Genomic DNA, 17,043 nt, shown 5'->3' with positions numbered 1-17,043 from the left:
ATATAACAGATTTTTAACGTTTAATTCACATATTTTTAACGGATTCATTTTTTTTTAAACTTCTTATAAAAATTGGTACTTTCAAAGGTTTTCAGTTCGTTTTTCAACAGTATTAAATCAAACTTCAGTATCTTTGATTTCTGTTAAAAAAGTTAAAAAAAATGAACAAAAAAGTTATCTTAATGATTCTTGATGGCTGGGGAAATTCACCAGACCCAAAAGTTTCAGCAATCGATCATGCAAACACAGCATTTATTGATTCTTTATATAAAAAATACCCATACGCCACTTTAAGAACCGATGGTTTACACGTAGGTTTGCCTGAAGGACAAATGGGAAACAGTGAAGTTGGCCACATGAATTTAGGTGCAGGCCGAATTGTATACCAAGATTTGGTAAAAGTTAATTTGGCAGTTGAAAACAAAACTTTAAACACCGAAAAAGTATTGGTTGATGCCTTTAATTATGCCAAAACCAATAACAAAGATGTTCATTTTTTAGGTTTATTAAGTGATGGTGGCGTACACTCACACATCAATCATTTATTCGGATTAATTGATGCTGCCAACGATTTTGGTTTAAAAAACACATACATTCATGCTTTTACTGATGGTAGAGATGTAGACCCTAAATCTGGTTTTGGTTTTTTAACTTCCTTGGAAAACCATATAGAAAACACCAATACCAAACTAGCCACGGTAACTGGCCGTTACTACGCCATGGATAGAGATAAACGTTGGGAACGTGTTAAATTGGCTTACGATGCCATGGTGAACAGCATTGGGGAAACCTCAACAAATGTTACAAAAACGGTTCAAAAAAATTACGAAAATGATGTTACAGATGAGTTCATTAAGCCTATTATAATGGTTGATGCTACTGGAAATCCGGTTGCAAAAATTAAGGAAGATGATGTTGTTATCTTTTTTAACTTTAGAACAGACCGTGGTCGTGAATTAACCGAAGCCTTATCGCAAACCGATTTTCATGAGCAAAACATGCACAAATTGAATTTGTACTATGTTACGCTTACAAATTATGATGATACCTATAAAAACGTTAACGTTATTTTCAATAAAGACAACTTAACTGAAACCTTGGGTGAAGTATTAGAAAAAAACAATAAAAAACAAATCCGTATTGCTGAAACTGAAAAATACCCACACGTTACGTTCTTTTTCTCTGGTGGTCGTGAAGAACCTTTTAAAGGCGAAACCCGTATTTTACGTAATTCACCAAAAGTAGCTACTTACGACTTACAACCAGAAATGAGTGCTTTTGAATTACGTGATGCCTTAATACCTGAATTGCAAAAAGGAGAAGTAGATTTTGTGTGTTTAAATTTTGCCAATGGCGATATGGTTGGACATACCGGTGTTATGGAAGCTGCCATTAAAGCTTGTGAAGCTGTAGACCAATGCGTTAAAGATGTAGTAACAACAGCATTGGAAAACGGGTACACTACCCTACTTATAGCCGACCATGGAAACTGCGAAACCATGATAAATCCTGATGGTTCTCCAAACACAGCACATACCACAAACCCAGTTCCTGTAATTTTAATTGATAACGATTTAAAATCTATTAAAGATGGTGTATTAGGAGATGTGGCACCAACTATTTTAAAATTAATTGGTGTAGAACAACCTGTAGCTATGACGCGACATGCTTTAGTTTAAATATTTAAGAAAATAAATTATTGTATTTTAGTTATTTAAAATAAAGCTCCAATTTTAAATGAAATTTAGCGAAAACTTAATTATTGCTGTCGATTTTGATGGAACTATTGTAGAAGATGCTTATCCACAAATAGGCAAACCAATTATTTTTGCTTTCGAAACACTAAAAAAACTTCAAGAAAGAGGGCATCGTCTAATTTTATGGACCTATAGAAATGGTTCAAAATTAGATGATGCCGTCCGTTTTTGTGAAGAAAACGGATTACATTTCTACGCTGTAAACAAAAGTTTTCCTGAGGAAGATTTTAACAACAATATGAGCAGAAAAATTCACGCCGATTTATTTATTGACGATAGAAATATTGGTGGTTTTTTAGGCTGGGGAGAAATTTATCAAATGCTTACCAATACCAATCCCCCAATACCAGAAAAAAGAAAAAGTATTTTTGACTTCTTTAAGTAAATCAATCCAAATATCCAAAAGCCATTATTAGCATTTTAAGTATCTTTGCCATTATTTTTCAAGTATGATTGTAGTAAAAACAAAAGAAGAAATTGAATTAATGCGCGAAAGTGCCTTAATAGTATCTAAAACTTTAGGTGAAGTAGCAAAAGCCATTAAACCTGGTGTAACTACTTTACAACTCGATAAAATTGCAGAAACCTGTATTAGAGACCATGGGGCTATCCCTGGATTTTTAGGGTTATATGATTTTCCAAATACGCTGTGCATGAGTCCAAATACGCAAGTTGTACACGGTATTCCAAACAATACACCTTTGGTTGAAGGCGATATTATTTCTATAGATTGCGGCGCCTTAAAGAATGGTTTTTATGGCGATCATGCCTATACATTCGCGGTTGGAGAAATAGACCCTGATACCGAAAAACTACTTCAGGTTACTAAAGAATCCTTATACGTTGGTATTCGCGAATTTAAAGTGAACAATCGTGTTGGTGATGTTGGTTATGCCATTCAAAAATACTGCGAAGACCATGGGTATGGTGTTGTGAGAGAATTGGTTGGCCATGGTTTAGGAAAAAAAATGCATGAAGATCCTGAAATGCCAAACTACGGCAAACGTGGTAGAGGCAAAAAATTTGTAGAAGGTATGGTAGTTGCCATTGAACCCATGATCAATATGGGAACACACCGCATTAAACAACATAATGACGGATGGACTATAACTACTTTAGACAATAAACCTTCGGCACATTTTGAACATGATGTTGCCATAGTAGATGGAAAACCAGAATTACTTTCAACCTTTGCTTATATTTATGAAGCATTGGGAATTCGAAGCAATGAAGAAGAAGAATTTCGCCAAAAAGCATTGGTACTTTAGAGTTGCCACACTAAGATTCACAAAGACCCACTGAGACATACAGAGAGTTTAGTTTTAATACAATATGGTTTACAACGATATTACTGAAAACATTATTGGTGCTGCGATTGAAGTTCATAAAGCACTAGGTCCAGGTTTACTTGAATCTGCATATCAGGAATGTTTGTTTTATGAATTAAAAGCGATGGGATATTCAGTTACAAAAGAAACAACTCAGTCTATAGTTTATAAAGATATAACATTAGACCATGGCTACAGAATAGACCTCCTTGTTGAGAATAAAATCGTTATAGAATTAAAAACAGTTGAAAAGCTTACAGACGTACATACAGCCCAAATATTAACATACATGAAATTGGGAAATTATCCATTAGGGCTACTTTTAAACTTTCATACTAAACTTTTAAAAAACGGTATTAAACGTTTTATTAACACGCCTCAGTGAATCTCTATGAGTTCTCTGTGAATCTCTGCTAAACAACTTGAAAAAAATCTTCAAAATAATTCTAAATACCATTCCAAGGCCTTTACTAATTAGGTTAAGCTACATTATTCGCCCTGTTTTAGTATTTATTTTAAAAGGCAATACTTTTACCGATCCTATTGATGGAAAAAGTTTTAAAAGTTTTTTACCTTACGGATATGGTAAACAACGTAATAATGTACTATCGCCGTCTACTTTAAGTTTAGAACGCCACCGATTACTTTGGTTGTATTTAAAAAATGAAACTGATTTTTTTACTTCAAAAGAAAAACTAAAAGTACTCCACTTTGCACCTGAACAATGTTTTTTAAAACGTTTTAGAAAGCTTAATAATTTAGATTACACCACTACTGATTTATTGTCGCCTATCGCCGATGTGAAAGCCGATATTTGCAACCTACCATTTCCTAACAACACTTATGATGTTATTCTTTGCAACCATGTGCTGGAACATATTCCGGACGATACCAAAGCGATGCAGGAATTATATAGAGTCATGAAAGTTGGTGGTATGGGTGTTTTTCAAATTCCGCTAGATTTGAACAGAGCGGTTACTTTTGAGGACAACACCATAACCGATAAAAAAAAGCGTGCTGAAATATTTGGACAATACGACCATGTGCGTGTTTATGGTCGAGATTATTTTGACAAGTTAAGAAGTGTTGGTTTTAAGGTTGAAGAAGTTGATTACACATCAAAACTATCAGAAGTAGACATTATAAAATACTGTTTAGCTAAAGGCGAAATTATTCCAGTAGTTTACAAATAACTCTTGATTTAATTCTTGGGAAAATCGTTTAAGGACAGTGTTTCCAATTCCTTTTTATCATTTTCAAAAATAAGAAACACCTTAAGTTCTGGGTGGGTTTTCAAAAAGGTTTTCACTTTTTCTATTCCCATAGCTTTAAAAGCAGTGGCATATGCATCAGCAACCATACAATTTTCGGCAATTACAGAAATACTTAAAAGATTGGTTTTACTGGGGTAGCCTGTTTGTGTGTCTATGATATGTGCGTAGCGATTACCATCATTATCCACTTTAAACTTTCGGTAAGTACCCGAAGTTGCCATGGCTTCATCATGTACTTCAATAGCTTCTAAAATGGATTGTTCACCATCAAAATGCGGCATTTCAATACCAATTTTCCAAGGCGATTTTTTTTCTACATTTACTCCTCTTGCACGTATTTCACCACCAATTTCAACTAGATAGTTTTTTATGTTTTTACTTTCTAAAAATTCACCAATTACGTCAACACCATAACCTTTTGCTATAGCATTAAAATCTATAAAAGTGCCTTTGGATTTTATAATTTTATTATTGATTCGTTTTACTTTATTTAAACCAACCGATAGCATTAAACTATCAATTTTCAAACTATCTAGATTCACTATTTTTCCTTCAGGACCAAAATCCCAAGCATTTACAACGGCTCCAATAGTGGGATCGAAAACACCTTCGGTTTGGTTATAAACTTCTTTTGAAGCTTCAAAGACTTTTATAAAATGTGTATCTACAAGACTATCTTCATTTCTATTCAATTTAGAAATATAAGAACCGGTTTGATAAGTAGACATTGATTTATTTATTACATAAAACAAACTATCAAACTGAGGTTGATAATTAATTTCAGAATTATAAATAATGGAATAACTAGTACCAAAAATAGGACCAGAAAGCTTTGTATTTACGGGGTTTTGTTTGCATGAAATGAAAAACAACACAGCTAAAAGAAAGGTAAACTGTTTCATTTTCAATTCAAATTAGTTTCTAAAACCTGTATGCCATTATATTCCAACAAATAATCCTGATTTAAATAAATCGGTAATTTTTCTCCAGCAATGTTACCTATACCAACACCTGCATAAAGTACTTTGGCATCTTTTTCCCGAGCATGTTTTTTGAAAGCTTCCATCCAAATAACATCATAATTATTGGGGTTATCGGGTAAAATAACAGCTCTCACAATTACAAAATAATATTGCTTGTTTTTATCGATGCAAACGAATTGCGGATGCTTTTTAAGCTTACTGTTAATGGCAATAAACTCAAAACCACGTTGTTCTAAGTCTTTTCCAACATGGTTCATAGCTAAATTATGTAATTCTTGGTCTGTAAGTGCTTTACTCATATTACAAAAGTACTAAAAAGTAAAAATTATGATAACAATTTTTAGAAGTAAACCGAAATTATCCAAAACTAAGTAAAGCTGAATTTAAAAAAACACTATGGCATCCAATAAATAATTCAAAAATTTATATTTAAATTTTGAAACCTAAATTTGTTTAACTTTAAAAACTCTAAACAACTTTAAGATTAACATGACTAACCATCCCGTTTCAAAAAAAATAGGCTTATTTCTTGGCCCTATTTTGTTTTTTATTGTTCAATTTTTACCTTTTGATATTATCTCCAACAATGCCGATACTGTTATAGCAACAGCGTTGTGGATGGTTTGTTGGTGGATTACCGAAACGGTTTCTATTTCAGTAACGGCACTATTACCGCTATTGCTGTTTCCTATATTTAAGGTGATGCCTATAGACGCCGTTGGTGCAAACTATGGAAGTCCTATTGTGTTCCTATTTTTTGGTGGTTTTGTGTTGGCTTTAGCTATTGAAAAAGTGAATCTTCATAAACGAATTGCTTTAAACATTATAAAAAAAACAGGCACCACCCCTAACAAAGTCATATTGGGATTTATGATTGCGACCGGGTTTATGAGCATGTGGATAAGTAATACCGCCTGTACTGTTTTTATGCTACCCATAGCCTTATCAGTAATACATTTACTGGTTGATGATGCCGATGGTTTTACAAAAAACGACCAAAATTTTGCCATTAGTGTTATGTTGGGTATTGCGTTTGCTGCCAATGCTGGTGGTATTGCAACCGTTATAGGCACGCCACCAAACTCTATTCTTATTGGGTTGCTAGAAAACGAATACCATATTGAAATTTCATTTTTTAAATGGATGGTTATAGGGTTGCCCTTTTCTGCACTTTTAATAGCTATTATTTATTTTGTAATGACCCGATGGTTTTTCCCAAACAAAGGGTTAAAATTTAATGCTTCAAAAGATGTCATTGATTCTGAATTAGAAAAAATAGGAAAAATTTCACCTAAAGAAAAACAAGTTTTAGTCATTTTTAGCGCGGTTGTTTTTCTTTGGATTTTTAGAACCCTCATCAACTCGCTCATTCCTAATCTTGATTTATCCGATACTATGATTAGTATTTTTGGAGCCTTAGCTTTATTTACAATTCCATTCAATTTAAAAAAAGGCGATTTTATTTTAGAGTGGAGTGACACCCAAAAGTTAGCTTGGGGCATTTTAATTTTATTCGGAGGTGGTTTGGCATTGGCTAACGGCATGTCTACTAGTGGTATTGTGGATATTATTGCTGCAAAAATTTCAACAAGCGATATTAGTATTTTACTAACAGCAGCCCTTTTAATCACCTTAATGTTGTTTATGACCGAGTTAATGAGCAACGTTGCTTTAACAGCCGTTTTAGCACCCGTTGTAGCAGGTATTGCCATGGGGCTAAATATTCCTATACTTTACCTTTTAATACCGGTTACCATAGCCAGTAGTTGTGCTTTTATGTTACCTATGGCAACGCCCCCAAACGCCATTGTATTTGCCAGTGGTTATATAAAAGTGAGCCAAATGGCTCGCATTGGTATTGTTATTAATTTAATTTCCGCTTCACTTTTAATACTTATGTTTCAATTTGTTATTGGTTGGGTGTTCTAATTTTTTAGGATAAGTCTTAATTTTTCAATAACTTAGAAGTAAATTCTATAGCCATGAAAACTTCTAAAAGGCTAGATTTAGCCGTGAAAAAACTTTATAATGCATTTTATAACAACGAATTGCATCCCGAATGTTGCAAACAATGTGCGGTTGGAAACATATTAGACAACAAAGACAGTTGGAAGCATCTTTCAGACCACCATGGTGCTACAGAGTTGAATTATGTTGGAAACGTGCATCAAGCTTTAGGCAGAACATTTAATGGCTATACCCCTTTAGAATTGTTACAAATTGAAGCCGCTTTTTTAAAAGCTTGCGGTTATCAACTGCCTCTTCACCATAAAAACAAAAAGCCTAAAAATCCAACAGAAACAGACCTATTGTTTAATGGATTAACCGAAGTAATTACCTTACTGTGCAAATTGGACAACATTCCGAACATTATGGATTATACTGCGTTGTTAAAAACACAACCAAAACATGTATTAATTTGATTTTCTGATTTTTATCCAATTTCATCTTTTCAATTAAAAAAATAATTAAATTTACATAGTCCCATTCTAATGCTTTTGTCACTTCTAACCAACCAAACATATGAAAACAAACATTTTAATTTTGGGCACCTTATCTTGTGCACTTCTAATCGCTTGCAATTCAAAAGAAAAAAAAACTGAAGAATTGTATGAACCAACAACAGCTATTGTTGAAGATCCTGTAGAACGAGGCGGGTACCTTCTTAACTCCAACGGCTGTCATGACTGCCATTCACCTAAAAAGTTTACAGAAAAAGGTATGGAACTGGATCCAGACCGTTTGCTATCTGGCCATCCTGCCGGTCAAGAATTACCACCCTATGATGAAAAAACAGCTAAATCATATGTTCTTTTTTCAATGGGACTTACTTCTGCCACAGGGCCTTGGGGTACATCATTTGCTGCTAACATAACACCACATGCTACTGGCATAGGTACATGGACAGAAGATCAGTTTATAAAGTGTATAAAAAAAGGCTTGTACAAAGGCTTAGAGGGAAGTAGACCTTTATTGCCTCCAATGCCGTGGGAACATTATGCTAATTTTACCGACGATGATTTAAAGGCTATTTTTGCCTATCTTAAAACCATGAAACCAATTGAAAACATTGTACCTGCTCCCATAGCTCCAAAAATGAATTAATTATTTTTTATTGAATAAAAAAACCCAACTTATTCAGTTGGGTTTTTAGTTTTATAAAATTCTGGAAGATTACCCTCCAAAGTCATCAAATCGAATGTGCTCATCTGGAATACCGAAATCTTCACCCATTTTTTGAACAGCTTTGTTCATTAATGGTGGTCCACAGAAATACAATTCTATATCTTCTGGCGATTCGTGCTTGCTTAAATAATTATCAATAACACAGTTATGTATGAATCCTACAAACCCATCACCTGGCGAATCGATATCTGCTTTTACTTTCCAGTTATCTTCTGGTAAAGGCTCCGATAAAGCTAAATAGAATTTAAAGTTAGGAAAACTATCCTCTAATTGTTTAAAATGATCTAAATAGAACAACTCACGCTTAGAACGACCACCGTACCAATAGGTTACTTTTCTACCCGTTTTTAAGGTTTTAAATAGGTGATACAAATGTGAACGCATTGGCGCCATACCTGCTCCACCACCAACATAAAGCATTTCAGAATCTGATTCATTGATAAAGAACTCACCATAAGGTCCTGAAATAGTCACTTTATCTCCTTTTTTCTGGTTGAAAATATATGATGATGCTACCCCAGGGTTTACATCCATCCATCCATTTTTATTTCTATCCCAAGGTGGTGTCGCAATACGAACGTTTAACATAATTTCACGCCCTTCTGCTGGATAAGAAGCCATCGAATAGGCACGCTCAACAGTCTCGGCGTTTTTCATTGTTAAACTCCATAAACCAAACTTATCCCATTCTGCTTGGAATTTATCTGGTGTTTCATGTTCTTCAGGATGCGCCGTAATATCAATATCTGAATATTTTATTTCACATGGTGGAATTTCAATTTGAATATATCCACCAGCTTTGTAACCCATATCTTCAGGAATTTCAACTACAAATTCCTTAATAAACGATGCTACGTTATAATTACGAACAACGGTTGCTTCCCATTTTTTAATACCAAAAACTTCTTCTGGAATGGTAATGTTCATGTCTTGTTTCACTTTAACTTGACAAGCTAAACGTGCCCCATGTTGTAACTCTTTACGAGTGAAATGAGGTGTTTCGGTTGGAAGTGCTTCACCTCCACCAGATAATACATGACATTCACATTGAATACAAGTTCCACCACCACCACATGCTGATGGTAAGAATATTTTCTGATTTCCTAAAGTAGATAGTAAACTACCTCCTGAAGCTACTTCAATTTCCTTTTCACCATTGATCGTGATTTTTACCGGTCCTGATGGTGATAATTTTTGTTTTACAACTAATAATAATGTTACCAATAAAATAGTAATAATTAAAAAAGCTGTTACTGTAGCTATGATTGTTCCTAATGTACCTGCGGCTAAAATTATATTACTCATTGTCTTTTATATTATTAGCTAACACTTTATCTCCTTTTTCTACTTCCGAATCAACTTTGGCTGTTTTTTCTTCTTGTTTTGTACCTTCATCACCTCCAGTTAACATACCTCCAAAACTCATAAATCCAATTGCCATTAAACCCGTAATGATGAATGTAATACCCAATCCTCTTAAGGCAGGTGGTACATTTGAATATCTAATTTTCTCGCGAATGGCGGCAATAGCAAGAATAGCTAAAAACCATCCAATACCAGAACCCACACCGTATGTGGTGGCTAAACCTAATGTTGGAATTTCACGCGATTGCATAAATAACGACCCACCAAGGATAGCACAGTTTACCGCGATAAGTGGTAAAAAGATACCTAGTGAATTGTATAATGATGGTGAAAATTTCTCAACAACAATCTCTACCAATTGCACCATAGTTGCAATGGTAGCAATAAACATGATGAATGATAGGAAACTTAAATCGTAATCGGCATACTCAGCACCTAACCACGCTAATGCACCTGGTTGTAATAAATACTGATCTAATAACCAGTTTAAAGGGACTGTAATAGCCAATACAAAAATAACGGCAGCTCCCAAACCAACTGCTGTACTTACTTTTTTTGATACAGCAAGGTAAGAACACATTCCTAGAAACGTGGCAAACACCATGTTATCTATAAATATTGATTTTAAAAATAATTCTAAATGTTCCATATTCTTTTAAGTTTTCAGTCTCAGTCTCAGTTTACAGTCATTACTGTTTACTGCTACTGCAAACTGTGTACTGATTAATCTTCTATTAATGCTTTATTTCTTGAACGTTGTACCCAAATGATGATTCCAACTACTATTAATGCCATTGGAGACAATAACATGAAACCATTATTTTCGTAACCAATAGCGTATAATCCTGTTTTTTCGATAGGATCTCCTAAAACTTTAAATCCCAATAAAGTACCAGAACCTAACAATTCTCTAAAGAAACCAACAATTACAAGAATCAATCCATAACCAGCAGCATTACCAATACCATCTAAAAACGAACGCCAAGGACCATTTGCTAAAGCGAATGCTTCAAAACGTCCCATGATGATACAGTTGGTAATAATCAACCCTACGAAAACCGATAAGGTTTTACTTAACTCATAAGAGTACGCTTTTAATACTTGGTCTACAATAATTACTAAAGCAGCAACCACAACCAATTGAACAATAATCCTAATTTTAGATGGGATGATGTTTCTCATTAATGAAATAACCACGTTTCCTATTCCTAGAACCGCCATTACCGACACTGCCATTACAATAGATGCTTTTAATTGCGCTGTAATAGCTAAAGCTGAACAAATACCTAATACCTGAATAGTAATTGGGTTGTTATCCGCTAACGGATCAGTAATTAACTTTGTGTCTTTTTTTGATAAAAGTCCCATAAGATTAATTGTTTTTTAAATTATCAAAATAAGGTTTGTAAAGCTTTAAATCGCTTTTAATCATAGCTGTTACACCGTCGCCTGTAATAGTAGCTCCTGCAATGGCATCCACCTCATTATCTGTTTTGTCTTCATTTTTTGGGTCGGCATTTCCTTTTGCTACGGTAATACCTGCAAAATCGCCAGCATCGGTTAATAGGTGTTCGCCAATAAAATCGTCCATAAAGAAACGTTCTTTAATGTTAGCACCTAAACCAGGAGTCTCCCCTTTGTGGTCAAAATAAGCACCTTGAATCACCATGTTTTCATCTAAAGACACATAGCCCCAAATAGCATCCCAAAGTCCTTTGCCGTATATTGGCGCAACATAAAACGTTTTACCGTCTTTTTCACCAACAAACAAAGGCAACCTTCTTACGCCTCCGGTTTTTGCTTTCGCTTGTTCTTTTTTAACATCAATTAAATAGGCTTCGCTATCTTCCTTTACACCGCCTCCGTCAATAACCAACTGTTTTTTAATGTATTTTGAAAATAAAGCGGCAGCTTCTTGAGTAGATACGAAAGACGCACTACTTTCATCATTATTATTTACACCCATGGCGTATAGAATGTTTTGTTGCTTTTCTATACGTTGGTTTTCAGAAATTTGCGGTTTCAATGAAGATGCTGTAAATGCCAATAAAGCCCCTACAATAAGTACCATTGCTATCGCAAATATTATGGTATATGAATTTTTATCTGTTCTACTTTCCATCTTAAGCCGTTTTTACTTTTAAACGTTTCAATCTTTTCTTCACGTTGCCTTGTATTACATAGTAATCGATAGTTGGAGCAAACACATTCATTAAAAGAATAGCCAACATAACGCCTTCTGGATATGCAGGGTTGAATACACGAATTAAAATAGAAATGAATCCTATTAAAAATCCGTAGTACCATTTTCCTTTGTTGGTTTGTGATGCTGTAACAGGATCGGTAGCCATAAACACAGTACCAAAAGCAAATCCACCAATAATTAAATGCTCCCAAAATGGTGTACTCATTAACCCGTAAAATTTACTGGTTTCAGTAATAACTCCTGCATCAACAATTTGGTTGAATATTAAGCCCATTACCAAAGCACCTAATACTGATGACAACATGATTCTCCAGCTTCCTATTTTAGCGAATATTAAGAACAATCCACCTAAAAGGATCAACAAGGTTGATGTTTCTCCTACTGAACCAGGAATAAAGCCCATGAACATATCCCAAGTTGAAAAAGCAATTTCTTTTCCTTGAGCTAAACTACCTAAAATGGTTTCACCAGAAATAGCATCTAAGTTAGCACCTGCTGCAATTTCATTGGTTCTCTCAACCGCACCTTCAACCCAAACTTTATCTCCAGACATCCAAGTTGGATATGCGAAGAATAAAAAGGCTCTAATGGTAAGTGCCGGATTTAGGATATTCATACCTGTGCCACCAAATACTTCTTTTCCAATTACCACACCAAATGCAACGGCTACTGCCAACATCCAAAGTGGAATATCAATAGGTACAATAAGTGGCACCAACATACCCGTTACAAGATATCCTTCTTCTACTTCGTGCTTTTTAATGATGGCAAATAAGAATTCAATTCCCAAACCAACACCGTAAGAAACAATAACCAATGGAATTATTTTCCAGAAGCCAATTAAGAAGTTATCTAAAGTCCAAAATTCCGAACTAAAAAAGCTTCCAGCCACCGCTTGAATATCGCCAACAGCTAAGTTATGTTGGTAACCTGCATTAAACATTCCGAAAATTAAACAAGGTACCATCGCCATAATTACGGTATTCATGGTACGTTTTAAATCGTCGGCTGCTTTTATATGAGTTCCGTTATGTGTGGTCTCATTTGGTAAGTATAAAAAAGTATGAAGCGCGTTGAACGCTGGAGCCCATTTAGACCCTCTATACTTTCTTTTTAAAATATGTAATCGTGTTTTTAAATTCATCTTATATATTTTTCATTTCATTGTATTCAATGAATAATTACCCAATTTCTTTAAGCATTACATCTAATCCTTTTCTAATAATCTCTTGATGTGGTTGTTTAGACACACATACAAATTCGGTTAAAGCAAAATCTTCAGGTGCTACTTCATACATACCCAAAGCTTCCATTTCATCTAAATCTTTATACATACAAGCTTTTAAAATTTGCATTGGATAGATATCTAGAGGAAACACTTCTTCGTAACCACCAGTTACAACAAAAGCACGATGCTCACCATTGGTGTTGGTATTTAAATCGTATTTTTTATTTGGGTTTAACCAAGAAAAAGTAAATGCTCTTGATGTAGAAACTTTATTAAATACAGGTTTGTTCCATCCGAAAAGTTCATAATCATCCCCTTCCGGTATGATAGTAATTACATTGCTGTAAAAATCTAAATACCCATCTGGTTTAATGTGCTTTCCGCTTAAAACGTTTCCAGAAATAACACGATCGTGTGCTTTTTGAGAAATTCCTTTGTCATAAATCATGGTTGCTACTTCACTACCAATTTTGGTAACAAAATATCTTGGTTTTTCAACCGCCGATCCTGCTAAAGCTACAATACGTTCTGCATTAAATCTACCAGTTAAAAGCAATTCACCAATAATAACTAAATCTTGCGCAGCAACCGTCCAAACAACTTCGCCTTTATTTATGGGATCTACTTTATTTATTAAAGTCCCCACATTTCCTGACGGATGCGGACCCGACACTTTATGAAGCGTGATACCCGATAAACCTGCTAATGGCGATGTTGATTTGGCTCCAACCGACACATGTACTTTCCCTTCGGTAAGTTTTCCTAATGCCGTTACTGCCGCTTGCAATTCAGCTTCTTTCCCTTTTAGGGTAAAATCTAAATCGGCTGCTAAAGGAGCACTGGCATAACCTGAAATAAATATAGCTTTTGGCGCTCTATCAGGGTTCGCAATAACATCGTACGGTCGTTGCTTTATAAAAGGCCAACAACCAGAAGCTAATAAATGTGCTTTTACCTCATTTGGTTTAGCCGCATCTACATTAAACACACCATAATCTTGATATGTTTGCTCTTTATCTGCTTGAAATTTAATTGATAAAATTCTGCGTTTTTCACCACGGGCAATTTCAATAATTTCACCAGAAACTGGAGAAACAAACTTGATGTTTTCGTTAGATTTATCGAAAAAAACAGGCTCACCTGCTTTTACTTTAGTTCCAACTTTAGAAATTAATTTAGGGATAACGCCATGGAAATCTTCAGGCCTTAAAGTATAAAAGTTGCTTAAAATCGCCTTTTCCAAGGTTTTTTCAGCTTCACCTTTAAGTTTAATGTCTAGACCTTTTTTAATGCGAATGTCGTTTGACATATTATTTATATTGAAATTATTTGTCTAAAAATCGGTGCAAAAATACAAATTAAAAATACAGTTTACATAATAAATACTTAGATTTTTTTTGATGCAAACAGAATATATGAGTTAGGCATAAATTTTGTTTATATTTACAAAAAAACCGCTGTTAAAATGCCTTTGTTAAAATACACATATTTTCTTCTTTTTGCACTTATATCTACAGTTTCCTTTTCGCAAGTAAAAGAAACAAACCCACCAAGTTATATTAAAACCATCAATTTTAAAGGCAACACGCCCGAAACCCAATTACCCATTTTAAAATTGGGCGAGTATGTGGTGCTAGAATTTGATGCTCTTAACGGAAATGAAGAAGATTATTACTACAAGATTGACCATTATAATTATGATTGGACACCTTCGATTTTAATGAAATCGGAATTCATGGATGGATTCGACAACCAACGCATTCGTAACTACGAAAACTCATTCAACACCTATCAAATATATTCGCATTACCAATTAACCATTCCTAACGAACAAACCAGACGCCTAAAAGTTTCCGGAAATTACCTATTAAGTGTTTTCAATAGTAATGATGAAATAGTATTTTCAAGAAAATTTATGATTTATGAAGACCAAGCCGCCATTGGCGTAGCCATAAAACGCGCACGCGACGTTCAATTTATAGAAGAAAAACAACGGGTTGAAATTATTGTTACTTCCAAAAACGCACCACTTAACAATCCAACCCAAACCGTAAAAGCACTTATTGTGCAAAACAACAATTTAAACACCGCCATTTCAAACCTAAACCCACAATACATCCTTGGCAATCAGCTCATTTATAAATACGATACCGAAACCAGTTTTTTAGGTGGCAATGAATATTTATTTTTTGAAAACAAAGATGTTCGCGCCGCCAACACAGGCATCCGCGCCATAGATTTACAAGACCTTTACCACAACTATTTATTTACAAACGTAGAACGTGCCAGCAAACCCTACACCTACAACCCCGATATTAACGGCAATTATGTAATAACCGTTTTAGACGCCGAAAACCCAAGTATTGAGGCCGATTATGTTTGGATGCATTTTTCACTCATTCCAACCGAGGCACTAAAAAACAAAAACATACATGTGTACGGAAACTTTAATAATTATGTGATTGACGACAGCACCAAATTACTTTTCGATGCCCAAAACCAAGTGTTTAGAAACGCCATATTACTAAAACAAGGATTTTACAATTATAAATATGTAGTAGTAAATAAAGATGGTAGTTTAAACGAAGGTGCCATAAGCGGCAATTTTTATCAAACCGAAAACAACTATAAAGTCATTATTTATTATAGAGATTTAGGCGCACGTTACGACAAAATAATTGGAATTGGCGAAGGCAATTCGGTTAATATCTCAAACTAAAGATACCTTTCAACCAATATTTTAATCAATCACGTTAAAAATCACCAATTACCCCTTAAAATTTAGTATTTTAGCGGCATAAACACAGTGAACACCAATAGTTAGCATGGTTCAACAAGTTACAAGAGGCATAAAAATTTCGGTAGAAACCACCTACGAAGGCTCATTTTATAAAAACTATAAAATACAATACGCCTTTGGTTATACCGTGACCATTGAAAATCAAAGTAAAGATTCCGTGCAACTTAACGCACGCTACTGGGAAATTCTAGATGCCCTAAACAACGTTGAAACCGTTTCTGGCGAAGGCGTAATAGGCAAAAAACCTGTTTTAAAACCCGGCGAATCGCATACCTACTCATCGGGTTGTTTACTAACCTCACCTTTTGGCGCCATGCAAGGGCACTACAGCATGGTAAACTTTACCACCACCAAAAACTTTAAAGTTACCATCCCTACTTTTAAATTAAGTGCACCGTTTGCAATAAACTAATCCGTTTTCGCAAAAAAAATTACACTAAAGCAATCTTTTAATTCATCAACAAAACAACAATTTGGGCGTTCCCACACCCTTCGTCTCCGCTCAGGGCAAGTGGTCGCGCTATCCATTACTAGTTTTGGCTCGCTGCGCATACTCGCCAAAAGCTATTCACTTCTATCGCTAACGCAGTTACAAAGCCTACGTAATGTTTCTAAAAATTTATTTTGTAAGTTAATATTTATTACATTCGTGAGGGCATAATGTGGATATAGACAATTGATTATATCCAATTGATTGTGCTTAATTTGAAATGACCATATTAGAAAAAATAACATTTGTACTATTTGTAGGAGTAATCATTTTTACGTGGAACAAATACGCTGTTACTAAATTAGTTAAAGAAGTTGTTCGCAAAAATCCAAATAACAATTGGTTAGCTGACAAACAAAATATAATTACAAAAGGATTTCAGTCTTTTTATTGGACAGCCTACATAATGTTAATAGTATCATTTCT

Annotated in this window: 18 protein-coding genes; 10 read left to right on the top strand and 8 right to left on the bottom strand. The window is 34.5% G+C overall.

The window, feature by feature from the left end; all coding sequences use genetic code 11:
- The first annotated feature begins 161 nt into the window (after positions 1-161).
- The 5 genes from gpmI (at position 162) to ACGK9U_RS07205 (ending at position 4,278) form a co-directional block, all read left to right on the top strand.
- Positions 162-1,679 (top strand): 2,3-bisphosphoglycerate-independent phosphoglycerate mutase, encoded by a 1,518-nt coding sequence (gene gpmI, locus ACGK9U_RS07225; protein ID WP_394465694.1) that lies wholly within the window; start codon positions 162-164, stop codon positions 1,677-1,679.
- Positions 1,680-1,737: 58 nt separating this feature from the next.
- Complete coding sequence (locus tag ACGK9U_RS07220) at positions 1,738-2,142, top strand: BT0820 family HAD-type phosphatase (protein ID WP_394465693.1); 405 nt, start codon at positions 1,738-1,740, stop codon at positions 2,140-2,142.
- Positions 2,143-2,206: 64 nt separating this feature from the next.
- Complete coding sequence (gene map / locus ACGK9U_RS07215; protein WP_394465692.1) at positions 2,207-3,025, top strand: type I methionyl aminopeptidase; 819 nt, start codon at positions 2,207-2,209, stop codon at positions 3,023-3,025.
- 64 nt (positions 3,026-3,089) lie between these two features.
- Entirely contained in the window at positions 3,090-3,470 is a 381-nt protein-coding gene (locus ACGK9U_RS07210; protein ID WP_394465691.1) for a GxxExxY protein, read from the top strand.
- A 37-nt stretch (positions 3,471-3,507) separates the two neighbouring features.
- On the top strand, positions 3,508-4,278 hold the full coding sequence (locus ACGK9U_RS07205; protein WP_394465690.1) for a class I SAM-dependent methyltransferase: 771 nt from the start codon (positions 3,508-3,510) through the stop codon (positions 4,276-4,278).
- Between the two features lie 8 nt (positions 4,279-4,286).
- Here the strand turns inward: ACGK9U_RS07205 and ACGK9U_RS07200 are convergent, their stop codons facing one another.
- Positions 4,287-5,261, bottom strand: coding sequence for an FAD:protein FMN transferase (locus ACGK9U_RS07200; RefSeq protein WP_394465689.1), 975 nt, complete (start codon positions 5,259-5,261; stop codon positions 4,287-4,289).
- Between the two features lie 2 nt (positions 5,262-5,263).
- Positions 5,264-5,641: a Na(+)-translocating NADH-quinone reductase subunit F gene (locus ACGK9U_RS07195; protein ID WP_209655373.1), complete on the bottom strand. Its 378-nt coding sequence runs from the start codon at positions 5,639-5,641 to the stop codon at positions 5,264-5,266.
- Positions 5,642-5,831: 190 nt separating this feature from the next.
- Between ACGK9U_RS07195 and ACGK9U_RS07190 the strand changes: the two genes are divergently transcribed.
- The 3 genes from ACGK9U_RS07190 to ACGK9U_RS07180 all read left to right on the top strand — a co-directional run bounded on the left by ACGK9U_RS07190 (position 5,832) and on the right by ACGK9U_RS07180 (position 8,447).
- The gene (locus ACGK9U_RS07190) at positions 5,832-7,271 is read left to right on the top strand and encodes an SLC13 family permease (protein ID WP_394465688.1); all 1,440 of its coding nucleotides are present in this window, start codon (positions 5,832-5,834) and stop codon (positions 7,269-7,271) included.
- A 53-nt stretch (positions 7,272-7,324) separates the two neighbouring features.
- Positions 7,325-7,765 carry a Na(+)-translocating NADH-quinone reductase subunit F gene (locus tag ACGK9U_RS07185; RefSeq protein WP_394465687.1) on the top strand — a complete coding sequence of 147 codons (441 nt, stop codon included), beginning with the start codon at positions 7,325-7,327 and terminating at the stop codon, positions 7,763-7,765.
- Between the two features lie 100 nt (positions 7,766-7,865).
- Positions 7,866-8,447 (top strand): diheme cytochrome c-553, encoded by a 582-nt coding sequence (locus ACGK9U_RS07180; protein ID WP_394465686.1) that lies wholly within the window; start codon positions 7,866-7,868, stop codon positions 8,445-8,447.
- 69 nt (positions 8,448-8,516) lie between these two features.
- On the opposite strand, the gene nqrF is transcribed toward ACGK9U_RS07180, so the two are convergent.
- The 6 genes from nqrF to ACGK9U_RS07150 all read right to left on the bottom strand — a co-directional run bounded on the left by nqrF (position 8,517) and on the right by ACGK9U_RS07150 (position 14,636).
- The gene (gene nqrF, locus ACGK9U_RS07175; RefSeq protein WP_394465854.1) at positions 8,517-9,824 is read right to left on the bottom strand and encodes an NADH:ubiquinone reductase (Na(+)-transporting) subunit F; all 1,308 of its coding nucleotides are present in this window, start codon (positions 9,822-9,824) and stop codon (positions 8,517-8,519) included.
- A 1-nt stretch (position 9,825) separates the two neighbouring features.
- Positions 9,826-10,542, bottom strand: a complete 717-nt coding sequence (gene nqrE / locus ACGK9U_RS07170; RefSeq protein ID WP_394465685.1) for an NADH:ubiquinone reductase (Na(+)-transporting) subunit E — start codon at positions 10,540-10,542, stop codon at positions 9,826-9,828.
- A gap of 74 nt (positions 10,543-10,616) precedes the next feature.
- Entirely contained in the window at positions 10,617-11,261 is a 645-nt protein-coding gene (locus ACGK9U_RS07165; protein WP_209656560.1) for an NADH:ubiquinone reductase (Na(+)-transporting) subunit D, read from the bottom strand.
- A gap of 4 nt (positions 11,262-11,265) precedes the next feature.
- Positions 11,266-12,015: a Na(+)-translocating NADH-quinone reductase subunit C gene (locus tag ACGK9U_RS07160; RefSeq protein ID WP_394465684.1), complete on the bottom strand. Its 750-nt coding sequence runs from the start codon at positions 12,013-12,015 to the stop codon at positions 11,266-11,268.
- 1 nt (position 12,016) lies between these two features.
- Positions 12,017-13,243, bottom strand: coding sequence for an NADH:ubiquinone reductase (Na(+)-transporting) subunit B (locus ACGK9U_RS07155; protein WP_394465683.1), 1,227 nt, complete (start codon positions 13,241-13,243; stop codon positions 12,017-12,019).
- A 37-nt stretch (positions 13,244-13,280) separates the two neighbouring features.
- Positions 13,281-14,636 (bottom strand): Na(+)-translocating NADH-quinone reductase subunit A, encoded by a 1,356-nt coding sequence (locus ACGK9U_RS07150; RefSeq protein WP_394465682.1) that lies wholly within the window; start codon positions 14,634-14,636, stop codon positions 13,281-13,283.
- 156 nt (positions 14,637-14,792) lie between these two features.
- Here ACGK9U_RS07150 and ACGK9U_RS07145 point away from each other — a divergent pair, with 156 nt between their 5' ends.
- Together ACGK9U_RS07145 and apaG are read left to right on the top strand one after the other, a co-directional pair.
- Positions 14,793-16,046 (top strand): DUF5103 domain-containing protein, encoded by a 1,254-nt coding sequence (locus ACGK9U_RS07145; protein WP_394465681.1) that lies wholly within the window; start codon positions 14,793-14,795, stop codon positions 16,044-16,046.
- 106 nt (positions 16,047-16,152) lie between these two features.
- Entirely contained in the window at positions 16,153-16,539 is a 387-nt protein-coding gene (apaG, locus tag ACGK9U_RS07140) for a Co2+/Mg2+ efflux protein ApaG (protein WP_394465680.1), read from the top strand.
- Positions 16,540-17,043: the final 504 nt, after the last annotated feature.

The sequence above is a fragment of the Mariniflexile sp. HNIBRBA6329 genome (assembly GCF_043558645.1).
In the GTDB taxonomy this organism is placed as follows: domain Bacteria; phylum Bacteroidota; class Bacteroidia; order Flavobacteriales; family Flavobacteriaceae; genus Mariniflexile.
Note: the sequence above shows the minus strand (reverse complement) of the source record. Positions and strands in the feature narration are given on the sequence as shown.